Genomic DNA, 13,359 nt, shown 5'->3' with positions numbered 1-13,359 from the left:
ATTTATCGTGATACAGGCCTAGTTTATAAGGAATTTGTGCTATAATAGAGGGATAGGATAGGGGTGAATACTATGGCAAAATTGATGCCGGGTAGAGTCCGTAATGAGGGTATTAAACTATTCGAAAAGGGCGTAATTACCATTCATCAGGTCTCAGAAACTCAGTTGGACACAACAGTGGACCAACATCATTTAATTTATGCACTCAATGATTCTGAAATTACATGTGACTGTGATGCTTTCACTCAAAAAGGCTATTGTCCACATTTAGCTGCAGTTGAGTACTATCTCAAAAATGATAAGGAAGGCCAGCGACTCTTAGCAGAACTGGAGGAGGAGCAAGAATCCGCTCAGGGACAAGAGCGAAGTCATTCTTTTGGTGGTCTATTTTTAGAGGGACTTTCTCTGAATGAAGATGATACAGTTAGGTATAGCTTAACTGTAGAAGGCGAGGAGTCTACCTATGGTTCAGAAATTTGGTGGAGTTTACGCTTAAGGCGCCTGCCAGATGAACGTTCCTATGTCATTCGTGATATTCCTGCCTTTCTTAAGCTGATAGAGACTGAAGGGTATTATCAGATAGGTAAAAACTACTATGAACCCCTTTCTCTTATCCAGTTTGATCAGGCTTCACAATCATTTTTGAATTTTTTGGGGCGGATGCTTCCGGATGAGTCAAAGACTAATTTGGACTTCATGTTGCCAAACAATGCCCGACACCTGCGACTCTCTTACGGTTTTTTCGAAGAGGGTTTGAAATTAATGCAAGAACTGGACGGCTTTAGTTTTGAATGGGAGGGCTTGGAATACCATCAGCTTTTGGTTGAAGATTTGACTGCTGAAGCCAACCTTTTCTCATTTGAGATTTGTGTTGAACCTAAAATGATTGAATTGACTGTTGCTGAAAAGAATAGCCAGGCGTTCTTTAATAATCGCATCCTCTTTTATCAAGGTGTTTTTTACCGTCTCAATCGCAAGCAGCAAAAGCTTTTGGTTGGTTTACGCTCACTGCCTATTGGGAGTGATTTGAATAAGCATGTCAGCTTTAATTTGGATGAGCAATCCATTTTAGCTGCTAGTCTCTTTGATTTTAAAACTATGGGACCAGTTAAAGCTCCTAAGGCCTTTAATATCAAGGATTTTACGCCCAGATTTCATTTCGATTTGAAGTCTGAAAATGAGGTTACCTTGGCACTGGCCTTTGATTTTGATGGTCTCCTCGTGAATAATCATCATGAGTTGAGCCATTTAGGCTTTACGAGTAATTATCGGCATGAACAGGCTGTTTTTCGTTTGATGGACAAGTATGGTTTCCCTCCCGATTTTCAATCGAACAAATTGTTAAATAGCAGCCAGGAACTCTATGATTTTTTCACCAACACTATTCCAGCTTTTGAAAATGCAGGTACGGTCCTGATTGGGGAGACTTTGCGTGACTTACGTGTTGAGCAGAGTCCACAAGTTCAGGTAGAACGCCAGGGAAATCTATTAGATATTTCTTTTGATTTTTCAAGTCTTGATGACGAGGACGTGGATCATGCTTTGGAAGCTTTGATGGAAAGCGCACCTTATTTCATCAATCGTAGTGGTCAATTGATTGTCTTTGATGAGGCGACACATCGTGTTAGCGAGAGTCTAAAAAGCTTGAGGGCTCGTTATTCAGGACAGGGGCATCTGGAGCTGACTCAATTAGCTGCCTACCAATTAATGGATGCTCTTTCAGAAAATCATTCGGTTAGTTTTTCGAAGGATTTTCAACTGTTGACGCAACATTTGAGACATCCTGAAACCTTTGACTTACCGTCCTATCAGGTAGAAGTTGCGCTTCGTCCCTATCAGGAACGAGGTGTTCAGTGGCTGTCCATGTTGCACCACTATGGTTTTGGTGGTATTTTGGCCGATGATATGGGCTTGGGAAAAACCTTGCAGACCATTGCCTACCTCTCTGCACATTTGGAAGAGGGACAACGTGTCTTAGTTTTGTCACCTTCAAGCCTCATTTACAACTGGCAAGATGAATTTAAAAAATTTACGCCTCAGTTAGATGTAGCGGTTTCTTACGGACTTAAACCTAAACGTGATGACATTATTGCTGAGGATCATCAGATTATTATTACTAGTTATGCTTCCTTCCGTCAGGATTTTGAGGCATACAAGGCTGGTAAATATGATTATCTTATTTTAGATGAGGCTCAAGTCATGAAGAATACGCAAACAAAGATTGCGAAGTATCTTCGTGATTTCTCTGTTCCGCATTGTTTAGCCTTGTCTGGAACCCCTATTGAAAATCATTTATTGGAAATTTGGTCTATTTTTCAAATTATTCTTCCCGGACTTTTGCCTGCTAAAAAAGCTTTTCTTAAGTTGACACCTAAGGAAGTAGCCCGTTATATTTCACCCTTTATACTCAGACGAAAGAAGGAAGAGGTGCTTCCTGATTTACCAGATTTAATTGAAGTGACTCACCAAAGTGAATTGTCGGATGATCAAAAGGCGATTTATTTGGCGCAATTGCAACAGATGCAGCAAGGTTTAATCTTGGCCAGTGACCAGGAAATCAATCGACGTAAGGTGGAAATCCTATCAGGTATTACCCGTCTTCGTCAAATCTGTGATACACCTGCTTTATTTATGGATTATGCTGGAGATAGTGGAAAAATAGATAGTCTGAGGGATCTGCTTAGTCAAATTAAAGAATCCGACCATCGAGTGCTTATCTTTTCACAATTTCGTGGCATGTTGGATATTACAGAAGGTCTTTTGGAAGAATTAGGCATTTCCTCTTATAAATTAACAGGGTCTACACCATCTGATAGTCGTCAGGAGATGACCAGAGCTTTTAATCAGGGAAGTCGAGATGCCTTCTTGATTTCTTTAAAAGCAGGAGGTGTGGGACTGAACCTAACGGGTGCCGATACTGTTATTCTCATTGACCTTTGGTGGAATCCAGCGGTGGAAATGCAGGCCATTAGTCGAGCCCATCGTATAGGTCAGGAACAAAATGTCGAAGTTTACCGTTTGATTACAAGAGGGACTATCGAAGAGAAAATTCTTGAGCTTCAAGAGGGCAAGAAAAACCTTGTCACGACAGTTTTGGATGGCAATGAAAGCCGTGCCAGCATGACAATTGAAGACATTAAAGAAATTCTTGGTATTGCAATATCTTAAATTGTTATAATTGATATTTCAATACTAAAATACAAAGTCCTACTAGGCAAATCTTTTGAATTAGGCTATAATAGAATACTGCAAGACGTATCTACCCATTCTCGATTGTTTTATTAAGATACGCATCATCTCGAAAATGAAAGGAAGTCTTTTATGTATCGCCAAAGACGACAATTTCCGCTGATTCCAGACGGGGAATCTTGCTTGCAAGAACCGGTCTCTATGCGCCTATACGAAAACGAAGATTTAATCACAAATATCCGTGGCCCTTACCAAGAAAAGGACTACAATGATTTATTACCTAATTATGATTTCTTGTCAGCTAAGCCTAATAATCGTAAGAAAGAGTCAAAACGAGTGGAGACGCATGAAGCTGGTATGACTTACGCTGAGGAAGCTCGTGAGAAGGCTAAGCGTGATGTTCGTGAGAAACGCCAAAAATTCTTGCGCCAAGAGGTTCAACAAACGAAACATACGACTAGCCGTCAATTGGCTACTAAGCCTAAGGAAGAAGTTAAACCAAACTTTGAGGCTACAGTTGAACCAGCTGCTATCACGACGGATAAAAAACCTGTGACAGCATCTATCTTGGGTGCTCCGGTAAGTGCTATCAAGAGAACTTTGGCACCTAATGGTAAACATTCAAAGATTCATCATTTGGCCAATCGTCTGCAACAAGATACTTATATCTTGGCAGAAGTGGCTCCAACTTATCAACAGCCTAGTAACCCTTCTCGTAAGAACGTCAAGAAAAATAGTTATGATTTCTTGAAACGTAGCCAGGTTTACAATTATCCAGAACGTCAAACTTACCGTGAACACCGAATTGCTCAAGAATTGAATTTGACGCATTTAGAAGACGCAAACTAATCGCAATGCGATTGTAAGGAGAAACTATGTCAAAAACTTATCATTTTATTGGAATTAAAGGATCTGGTATGTCAGCTTTGGCTTTGATGCTCCACCAAATGGGACACAAAGTTCAAGGTTCAGATGTGGAAAAATATTACTTCACCCAACGTGGTCTTGAACAAGCAGGTATTCCTATTCTTCCTTTCGATGAAAAAAACATCACAGATGATGTTGAATTGATTGCTGGAAATGCTTTTCATGAAGATAACAACGTTGAAATTGCCTATGCCGTTAAAAATGGTTATAAGTTCAAGCGTTACCATGAGTTTTTGGGTCATTTCATGAACCAGTTCACTAGCTTTGGTGTGGCTGGTGCACATGGTAAGACTTCTACAACCGGTCTTTTGTCACATGTTATGAAAAATATCACAGATACATCATACCTTATTGGTGATGGGACAGGCCGTGGTTCTGCCAATGCGCAATACTTCGTCTTTGAAGCTGATGAATATGAACGTCATTTCATGCCGTACCACCCTGCTTACTCAATTATCACCAACATTGACTTTGACCATCCAGATTACTTTACAAGTATTGATGATGTTTTCTCAGCTTTTGATGATTATGCAAAGCAAGTACAAAAAGGGCTCTTTGTTTATGGTGAGGATTCTTACCTCCGTAAAATCACTTCCAATGCACCGATTTACTACTATGGCTTTGAAGAAAATGATGACTTCATGGCTATAGATATCGTTCGTACAACGACAGGATCTAATTTCAAGGTGAAACATGATGGACAAATCATAGGGGAATTCCATGTGCCAGCCTACGGACGTCATAATATCTTGAATGCAACTGCGGTTATCGCTAACATGTATGTAGCTGGTTTTGATATGGCCTTGGTTGCTGAACATCTTAATACTTTCTCAGGTGTTAAACGTCGTTTCACAGAGAGAATCATCAACGGAACTGTTATTATTGATGACTTTGCTCATCATCCAACTGAAATCATTGCTACGCTTGATGCGGCACGTCAAAAGTACCCATCCAAAGAAATTGTTGCCATTTTCCAACCACATACCTTTACACGTACCATTGCATTGCTTGATGAATTTGCTGAAGCTTTGAATGAGGCGGATGCGGTTTATTTGGCGAAAATTTATGGTTCAGCACGTGAAGTGGACCATGGAGATGTTAAGGTTGAAGACCTTGCGGCTAAAATTAAAAAGCCTGCTAAAGTTGTTACAGTTGAAAATGTTTCGCCTCTTCTTGACCATGACAATGCTGTCTATGTCTTTATGGGAGCAGGAGATATCCAACTTTATGAACGTTCGTTCGAAGAGCTACTTGCGAGCTTGCAAACACATATGTAATAGATTAAGAGCTGTAGCGATTTCGCTCAGCTTTTTCTCTTGATAGAAAGGAAATTGATATGCTTATTCGACACGCCCGAAAGGAAGACTGGGCCGATGTGGTTCGTATTGAACAGGACAATTTTTCGCCTGAAGAGGCTGCAACACCAGAGGCTATTTTAGAGCGCCTAGAGACTATTTGTGATACCTTCTTAATTGCTGAGATTGATGGTAAGGTGGTTGGTTATATCGAAGGACCTGTAATTGATAATCGTTACTTAACAGACGACTTGTTTCATAAGGTAACTCCGAATGCCAGTGAAGGAGGTTTTATCGCAGTCACTAGTTTATCTATCTCAAAAGAGTTTAAAGGGCAAGGGGTTGGAACGGCCTTAATTGCAGCACTTAAAGATCTTGCTATCGCACAAAAGCGTCAGGGTATTAGTTTGACTTGTCATGATTATCTTATTGCTTATTATGAAATGAATGGTTTCACTGATGAGGGAGAATCAGAATCAAATCATGGAGGTAGCTCATGGTACAATTTGGTCTGGGAAAAGTCTAAATCCCAGTGATTTCAGTATTAAGTTACTGTGACAAAGGGCTAATTGATTTGCATTAACTGACTTTTTAAGATATAATGGCGTTTGTTACTATAGAGGAGGTATGCCTTGACGGACAAGTTTAATGAACACTCGGAATCTGTTGAAGATAGCTTAAGTTTTAAACATCAGATTCTTCGAGATTTACAAGAAGCAACACGGCTCCGTTCTCTTCGTGAGGAGGAGCATAATAAAAGTGCAACTATGCCCAAGACACCACTTTCAACGTCAGCTGACAGCCAAAATACTCATACGGAATCAGCATCTAATAAAGTAAGTAACCAAGATTTTAGTTCGCATGCTGTTTCTGACAGTGATACAGCTAAATCTATGACTTCTGAGTCGAAACCAGATGTCCAAGGGAGTGTTAGTTTGTCTTCTCAGTCTCAAGCTGAGTCCTTAGGAGCTGACAGTCATTCAAAATCAGTATCTAGCCTAAAAGAACCACTTAATGAGGAGAAGATTACCGATATTCCTCAACCTAAGGTAACTTCGAAGCGTCGTTTCCAACGTCCAGTTTGGGAAACAAGTCTTGATGCGGCCTCTGAGGAGGAATACATCCCTGCAGATGTTGCTCAGGAGCTCATTGAAGCCAAGTCTAAAGAAGCTATTTACACAGACCCTAAAGAATTGGAAGCCAAGATGACCTCAGATCTTAAAAAAGAAGATTTCTTGAAAGAACATCAGGTGACAAGTGATAACGCTGTACCAGAGGAGACTCAGCCAGATGCAGTCACTAAAGACAAAGAGGAGGATGAGAGCATTGCTCTAGCAGCTTCTGATAAACCTGAAAAGAAAAAGCGCAAGAAAATAAAAAAGAAAAAGGCTTCGCAGAAAGATGCCACCCCTGATGAAGTTGACGACGAAGAGCCAATTTCACGTTCTAACCGAAATCAAAAGCGTAATAAGAATAACCGCCGTGCTGGGAAGATTGCACGAAATATTATTATCTTCTTGATTCTTATCTTGTCACTAGCAGGTTTCTTTGGTTACCGTTACGTTAGTCAAGCTGTAGGGGCAAAGGATGCTAATTCGACTAAGTTTATCAGTGTTGAAATTCCTAAAAATTCAGGTAGTAGTTACATCGGTCAACTCCTAGAATCAGCTGGTGTTATTAAGTCTGGTAAGGTCTTTAATTACTATACTAAGTTTAAGAATATTTCAAATTTAAAAAGTGGTTACTACAACCTCCAAGCCAGCATGACCATGGATGAAATTATTGAGGCCCTTCAGAAAAAAGGAAGTGATAAACCTCAGGAGCCATCTCTTGGCACAGTCTTGGTTAAAGAAGGATATACGATTGATCAAATCGCCAAGGCAGTAGAAGTTAATTCATCAGCTAAAAAAGGTAAAAAATCATCGACTGGACTAAAGGCTAAAGACTTCTTGAAACTTATGAAGGATGATGCTTTCATTTCTAAGATGAAAACCAAGTATCCAACCTTGTTGGCTAATCTTCCGGACTCTAACCAGGCTAAATATGTTCTTGAAGGTTATTTATTCCCAGCAACTTATAATATCCATGATGATACAACGGTGGAATCTTTAGCAGAGGAAATGTTGTCTACGATGAACACTTATCTATCACCTTACTATGCTACGATTTCATCAAGTAATCATAATGTAAATGAAGTTTTGACCCTAGCATCTCTCGTTGAAAAAGAGGGAGCTACGGATGATGACCGTAAAAACATTGCCAGCGTCTTCTATAATCGTCTTAGCTCAGACATGGCCTTGCAAAGTAACATCGCAGTTCTTTATGCCCTTGGAAAACTTGGGCAAGAGACGACTCTAAAGGAAGATGCAAACATTGACACAAGTATTGACTCTCCTTATAATGACTATGTTCATAAGGGGCTGATGCCAGGTCCTGTAGACAGTCCGAGTCTATCAGCGATTGAAGCAGTGATTAATCCATCATCTTCTAAATATATGTACTTTGTAGCAGACGTGACCAATGGAAATGTCTATTTTGCGGAAAATTATGAAGACCATCAACATAATGTTGAAACTTATATTAATAGCAAGATAAAAGATAAATAGTCTCATTGACTAATCAAAATCAAGGAAACAAGTAGTAATCTTGTTTCCCAAGCCAATCGGCTTAACAACAATAGAAAAGAGATAAACATGGCAGAAAAAACATATGTAATGACCCTAGCAGAGAAAGAACAACTTGAAGCAGAATTGGAGGAGTATAAACTCGTCCGTCGTCCAGAGGTTGTAGAACGTATCAAGGTGGCCCGTTCTTACGGAGACCTTTCAGAAAACTCTGAGTATGAAGCAGCTAAAGATGAGCAAGCTTTTGTTGAAGGTCAAATTCAAATTCTTGAAACAAAAATTCGTTATGCAGAGATTGTTGACAGTGACGCTGTTGCAAATGATGAAGTTGCTATTGGTAAAACAGTAGTCGTTCAAGAAGTTGGTACAAGCGATAAAGATACCTATCATATTGTTGGTGCAGCTGGTGCCGACATCTTCTCAGGTAAGATTTCAAATGAAAGTCCAATTGCTCAAGCCTTGATTGGTAAGAAAGTTGGAGATAAGGTAGCTATCGAGTCACCAGCGGGTAGTTATTCTGTTGAGATTCTTAGCGTTGAAAAAACAGCCTAAGCTAGCGTAGCTCTTCCTAGGGAGGGCTTTTTGTTTGCTGTTAATATAGATGTAATCTAAAGAATGGCTAATAAGGTATGCCTCAAAATAGCATAAGAAAAACTCTCTCGGAATTGCCAAGAGAGTTGATGCATTATTTTCGATTTTGCTTACCGGCGTTACGGTTTTTCTTTGGTTTATTAGCAATAGCTTGAGTATTTTTAGGTGTCACATCTTTGCGAGTGCCTGGTGTTTTACGAGGTGCTTTTGGAGGATTCTTTGCAAACTCTTCAGCAACCTTTTCTTGCAAGCGAGGCTTAATAATATAGTTGGTAATCAATTGTTGGATAATAGAGAAGATACCACCGACAAACCAGTAGAGGATTACAGCTGCAGGAGAGCTGATACCAAAGACAATCATCATGATTGGCATACTGTACATAGTTACTGCCATTTGCTTACGTTGTTCCTCAGGAACTTGTTGAATAGACAACCAAGATTGGAAGTAGTAAAGGGCGGCAATGATGATGATCAATGGGAAGTCACGGCTATTAAGATTAAACCAGAGGAAGTGATCATGTAGTACACCAGGAGTGTAACGAGCAGCATAGTAGAGAGCTGAGAAAAATGGAAGCTGAATCAATAAAGGCAGACAACCAACGCCCCCCATCAAGCTGACACCATTTTCACGTTGGGCTTGCATGAGTTCAGATTGGGCAGCCATCTTTTCTTCTTGAGTTTCAGCATTACGCAAACGTTCGTTGATTGGTTCCAAGATAGGTGCAAGGTATTCACGTTTTGCGGCTTGGTAGGCTGCACCACGAGATTGATGAAGACCAAGTGGCAAGATAATCAAACGGACAATGATGGTTACGAAGACGATACCAAGTCCAAACCCAAGTCCTAGATTATTTGCAAAGTAGGTGATGATGTGGCTCATTGGGCGACCAAGAAGGTTCCAGACCCAACCAGTAGGATTACCAGATTTATCAAGGCTCACACATCCTGATAGGAAGAAAAGCATGCTGGTAGCAAGCCCCATGAGGGCTAGTCGTTTTTGATTTTTATTCACAATATCATTCCTTTTGTTTTTTAGTTATACCTGTCTATTTTACCCTTTTTTAGGAAAGAGAACAAGCTAAAAATGGTAGTCCTATCTTAATTGGCCATGCGAAAATCACTGTAATTAGAGAAGTTAGCCATGGTGACATCAACGTAGGTCACCTTAGACCATTTTGAAGGTCCCTTTCGAACTTCTTGAATAAATTTGGCTAATTTGGCAGGCTGGTCAGATTGTGCTAGAATTTCAACTGTTCCGTCATCATTATTCCAGACCCGGCCGTAGATGTCACCGATTTCTAATGCCAAGGCATAAGTTGAGTAGCGAAAGCCAACGCCTTGCACCCTTCCTGAGACAATTAATCTTACTTTTTGCATGGTCTATGACCTCCTATTTGAAAGCTCTTTCTTTTAGTATAATCCTTGCTATAAAGTCGGTCAAGCCCAAGATTTATCAAGGAATTTTTGTTATAATGAGGGTATGGAAATCATTCAATCAAAGCAAAATGCTAGCATTAAGACTGCTAGAAAATTATTGCAAGGCAAGCATCGTAAAACTAGCTATCTTTTAGAAGGATGGCATCTTTTTGAGGAGGCTAAAGCAAGTGGTGCTGAGATTCTTCAAGTTTTCGTGCTTGAGGAGATGGCAGATCGTGTGGTAGATGTGTCTAAGGTCAAATTAGTCAGCCCCGAGGTGCTCAAGGAGCTCTGTGAAACTCAGACGCCTCAGGGAATCGTGGCAGAAGTTGCTAAAGAATCTCAGAGTCTGCCAGAGTCTCTTTCAGGTAAGTATCTTCTCTTGGAGGATGTGCAGGATCCTGGAAATGTTGGAACAATGATTCGTACAGCAGATGCAGCGGGTTATGACGGAGTTTTTTTGTCGGACAAATCGGCTGATATTTATAATCAGAAGACTCTACGTTCCATGCAGGGAAGTCATTTTCACCTACCAATCTATCGCGGACCAATTTTTGAGATGATTGAGACTTGCCAAAAACAAGGTTTCCCCATCCTGGCAACGACACTTTCAACTGTTTCCGTTGACTATAGATCAGTTAAGACAGATGGCAATTTTGCCCTAGTGATGGGAAATGAAGGTCAGGGAATTAGTCAAGATATGGCTGAGTCTGCGAATCAACTTGTACATATTAATATGCCAGGTCGAGCAGAAAGCTTAAATGTTGCTGTGGCAGCAGGAATCCTCATGTTTAGTCTCTAGGTCTAAGGGATGATTTTAGACGAAAAAGGCGCACCTTTTAAAGTAAATTTAAGCTCTAGTGGTATAATGAAGAAGCATTAGAAACGTTAATGAGGTATTATTATGAAACGACCAGAAGACGATAAAGAATTCATGGAAGTTGTAGGACATTTGATCTCACACCCACGTTTTCAAAAATTGGATGGCATTGTACAGCATCACCATTCGACACGGTTGGAACACTCGGTCAATGTTAGTTATACCAGCTACAAGATCGCTAAAAAATTTGGCTGGGATGCGAAGAGTACTGCTCGTGGTGGTCTCTTACATGACTTTTTCTATTATGATTGGCGGGTGACCAAATTTAATAAGAGTCATGCTTGGGTGCATCCACGTATTGCTGTGCGTAACGCTAGGAAGCTTGTTAACCTAAACAAAAAAGAAGAGGATATTATCCTCAAGCATATGTGGGGAGCAACGATTGCCCCACCAAAGTATAAGGAATCTTATATTGTTACCATGGTAGATAAGTATTGGGCGGTTAAGGAAGCGGCGACACCCTTACGAAACCGAATTAGAAATCGTAAGCATTTTCGTCGTAAGGCGCTACAAAGTCACCACCATTAATTTATTATTTTAAGGAGATATTTATGGAATCCAATGCAATTTATACAACTAGTGATGCGGGATTAAACCGCTTTTTCGGAAAAATTTATGGCCTTGTTGGTATGGGAGTAGGTCTATCAGCAGTCATTTCTTATTTAATGTTGGGCCCCTTCTCACATCTTTTTGTTAATATTCTCATGAACTATTCTTGGGTTTATACGGCAGCCATTTTTGTTGAGTTAGCTCTGGTTTTTTTGGCTAGTGGTGCTGCACGAAAGAATACACCTGCGGCCCTGCCGTTATTCTTAGTTTATTCAGCTTTGAATGGTTTTACATTAAGTTTTATCATTGTCCAATACACGCAGGCTACTGTTTTTCAAGCCTTCATTAGTACTGCGATTGTCTTCTTTACTATGTCACTTATTGGTATTTCTGTTAAACGTGATTTGTCAGGAATGGCTAAATTCCTTATGGCAGCCTTGATTGGGATTATTGTTGCCAGTTTGGTAAATATCTTTTTAGCAAGTGGTACAATGAGCTTTGTCATTAGTATTATATCGGTCCTTATTTTCTCTGGATTAATTGCTTATGATAACCAAATGATTAAAAAGGTTTATTACGCTATGAATGGCCAAGTCTCAGATGGTTGGGCAGTTTCAATGGCATTGAGTCTCTACTTAGATTTTATTAACTTATTCTTAAATATCTTACGACTCTTTGCAAGTCGTGACTAATTAAAAAAATCAGCCAAACGGCTGATTTTTTGATGTTTAACGATAACTTGTAAGTGTCCCTTGTTGCCCTGTGTATGCATAGAAGAGAGGATAGTGTTCCCAATTTCCTACATAGTTTTCTTTATCTGGGAAGGCCCATTTATCATCTTTTTTGGTTAGTTCGACTGAATAACCATCAAATACATTGGTTCCTTCAGTTTTTGGCGTTGATGGATTGACTTCTTTGATTGAATTAGGCAAGTAAGTTTCCATGTAGTATTGCTTGGTCAATTGGTCGACATTATCAGCGTTAGCTCCCTTACCTTGCAGATAGTTTTTAAGCTCATCTGTGAGATTTGGATGGCTAGCAACATAGGCATCGTCAGCTTCTTTCATACTAATGGTTGACAAATCAAGGTTAAATTCTGCCTTATCCTTAGTAACAATAATATTGTCAACAGTATAATGACCACGCTCACGGTTAGCAGTTTGAACCCAGTCGAAAACTTTTGGAACTTCATCTCCAGTTGGTTTGATATTGCCAGTTCCTTCATAACTGTATTGAAGGTGATCTGAGAAATATTGGCTGAGTTCGCCTTTAGACTTGTCTAAATCGTTAGAGACAAACTTGCTGTAGTCCTTACTCTCTCCGCCTAGAAGAACAGCACTGAAATATGCATCTACAGCCTTTTTAACATTAGTAGTTGCGTTACCGTCAAAGCCTTTTAGGTCGGTAGAAACAGTTTCGCCCTCGGTTTTTTCATCTTTAGATTCAAAGTATAGTTTATAGGTTTGGTTGTTTTTAACTTCGAAGAAGAGGGATGCAGACTTATAGTCGTCTGATTCAACTTTTCCAAAATCATCCGTAGCGTCCTTGACGTCCTTATTCTTCTTAAAGAGAGAAGGCAGGTCACTCTTGTCAAGCTTACTTGCTGTGACTTTTTTACCATCTTTATCTTTGAGGTAGAATTGTTTAGCAGATGTTTTCAAATCTTTTTCCATATCTTCAGAAGTATTCTCAAGTTTAAAAGATACTTCAATCAGACTTTGGTTATCCTTAAGTTTGAGGTTGCTTCCTGACATCTGAACGACATCATTAACAGATAACTTGGCATCGAGTTTTGGCTTGGCACATGCTGATAATGTCAAGATGGTTGCTAGAGCAAGTGCCCCAGAGTAAAGATATTTTTTCATAAATAATCTCCCATTTTTTTGTT

Annotated in this window: 11 protein-coding genes and 1 pseudogene; 9 read left to right on the top strand and 3 right to left on the bottom strand. The window is 39.8% G+C overall.

Annotated elements, in window-relative coordinates:
• Positions 1-72: 72 nt before the first annotated feature.
• The 6 genes and pseudogenes from QRD39_RS06155 (at position 73) to greA (ending at position 8,587) form a co-directional block, all read left to right on the top strand.
• A complete protein-coding gene (locus tag QRD39_RS06155; RefSeq protein WP_285955989.1) occupies positions 73-3,168 on the top strand; it encodes a pilus expression-regulating Snf2 family helicase in 3,096 nt (1,031 codons plus the stop codon).
• A gap of 153 nt (positions 3,169-3,321) precedes the next feature.
• Entirely contained in the window at positions 3,322-4,038 is a 717-nt protein-coding gene (zapJ, locus tag QRD39_RS06150; RefSeq protein WP_004183735.1) for a divisome accessory protein ZapJ, read from the top strand.
• A gap of 26 nt (positions 4,039-4,064) precedes the next feature.
• Entirely contained in the window at positions 4,065-5,393 is a 1,329-nt protein-coding gene (gene murC / locus QRD39_RS06145; protein ID WP_285955988.1) for a UDP-N-acetylmuramate--L-alanine ligase, read from the top strand.
• Positions 5,394-5,452: 59 nt separating this feature from the next.
• A complete protein-coding gene (locus QRD39_RS06140) occupies positions 5,453-5,947 on the top strand; it encodes a GNAT family N-acetyltransferase (protein ID WP_285955987.1) in 495 nt (164 codons plus the stop codon).
• Between the two features lie 891 nt (positions 5,948-6,838).
• Positions 6,839-8,017: pseudogene (mltG, locus tag QRD39_RS10175) on the top strand (endolytic transglycosylase MltG); the annotation flags it as partial.
• Between the two features lie 87 nt (positions 8,018-8,104).
• The gene (greA, locus tag QRD39_RS06130) at positions 8,105-8,587 is read left to right on the top strand and encodes a transcription elongation factor GreA (protein ID WP_004183726.1); all 483 of its coding nucleotides are present in this window, start codon (positions 8,105-8,107) and stop codon (positions 8,585-8,587) included.
• Between the two features lie 133 nt (positions 8,588-8,720).
• Here greA and yidC read toward each other — a convergent pair whose 3' ends face one another.
• Both yidC and QRD39_RS06120 read right to left on the bottom strand, forming a co-directional pair.
• A complete protein-coding gene (yidC, locus tag QRD39_RS06125; protein WP_004183725.1) occupies positions 8,721-9,638 on the bottom strand; it encodes a membrane protein insertase YidC in 918 nt (305 codons plus the stop codon).
• Between the two features lie 86 nt (positions 9,639-9,724).
• Complete coding sequence (locus tag QRD39_RS06120) at positions 9,725-10,003, bottom strand: acylphosphatase (RefSeq protein ID WP_004183724.1); 279 nt, start codon at positions 10,001-10,003, stop codon at positions 9,725-9,727.
• Between the two features lie 103 nt (positions 10,004-10,106).
• On the opposite strand from QRD39_RS06120, the gene QRD39_RS06115 reads away from it, so the two are divergent.
• From QRD39_RS06115 to QRD39_RS06105, 3 genes are all read left to right on the top strand, one after another.
• Positions 10,107-10,844: a TrmH family RNA methyltransferase gene (locus QRD39_RS06115; RefSeq protein ID WP_143567558.1), complete on the top strand. Its 738-nt coding sequence runs from the start codon at positions 10,107-10,109 to the stop codon at positions 10,842-10,844.
• A 102-nt stretch (positions 10,845-10,946) separates the two neighbouring features.
• Positions 10,947-11,450: an HD domain-containing protein gene (locus QRD39_RS06110; RefSeq protein ID WP_143567556.1), complete on the top strand. Its 504-nt coding sequence runs from the start codon at positions 10,947-10,949 to the stop codon at positions 11,448-11,450.
• A 23-nt stretch (positions 11,451-11,473) separates the two neighbouring features.
• Complete coding sequence (locus QRD39_RS06105) at positions 11,474-12,163, top strand: Bax inhibitor-1/YccA family protein (RefSeq protein ID WP_143567554.1); 690 nt, start codon at positions 11,474-11,476, stop codon at positions 12,161-12,163.
• A gap of 36 nt (positions 12,164-12,199) precedes the next feature.
• Here the strand turns inward: QRD39_RS06105 and QRD39_RS06100 are convergent, their stop codons facing one another.
• On the bottom strand, positions 12,200-13,336 hold the full coding sequence (locus QRD39_RS06100; RefSeq protein ID WP_143567552.1) for a DUF5105 domain-containing protein: 1,137 nt from the start codon (positions 13,334-13,336) through the stop codon (positions 12,200-12,202).
• Positions 13,337-13,359: the final 23 nt, after the last annotated feature.

This window comes from Streptococcus raffinosi (assembly GCF_030284685.1).
Classification (GTDB): Bacteria; Bacillota; Bacilli; order Lactobacillales; family Streptococcaceae; genus Streptococcus; species Streptococcus raffinosi.
This window is presented reverse-complemented; position numbering and strand designations above follow the sequence as displayed.

Coding starts and splice junctions, on each gene's coding strand:
- QRD39_RS06155 (WP_285955989.1), top strand. CDS start 73: ATGGCAAAATTGATGCCGGGTAGAGTCCGTAATGAGGGTATTAAACTA.
- zapJ (WP_004183735.1), top strand. CDS start 3,322: ATGTATCGCCAAAGACGACAATTTCCGCTGATTCCAGACGGGGAATCT.
- murC (WP_285955988.1), top strand. CDS start 4,065: ATGTCAAAAACTTATCATTTTATTGGAATTAAAGGATCTGGTATGTCA.
- QRD39_RS06140 (WP_285955987.1), top strand. CDS start 5,453: ATGCTTATTCGACACGCCCGAAAGGAAGACTGGGCCGATGTGGTTCGT.
- greA (WP_004183726.1), top strand. CDS start 8,105: ATGGCAGAAAAAACATATGTAATGACCCTAGCAGAGAAAGAACAACTT.
- QRD39_RS06120 (WP_004183724.1), bottom strand. CDS start 10,003: ATGCAAAAAGTAAGATTAATTGTCTCAGGAAGGGTGCAAGGCGTTGGC.
- QRD39_RS06115 (WP_143567558.1), top strand. CDS start 10,107: ATGGAAATCATTCAATCAAAGCAAAATGCTAGCATTAAGACTGCTAGA.
- QRD39_RS06110 (WP_143567556.1), top strand. CDS start 10,947: ATGAAACGACCAGAAGACGATAAAGAATTCATGGAAGTTGTAGGACAT.
- QRD39_RS06105 (WP_143567554.1), top strand. CDS start 11,474: ATGGAATCCAATGCAATTTATACAACTAGTGATGCGGGATTAAACCGC.
- QRD39_RS06100 (WP_143567552.1), bottom strand. CDS start 13,336: ATGAAAAAATATCTTTACTCTGGGGCACTTGCTCTAGCAACCATCTTG.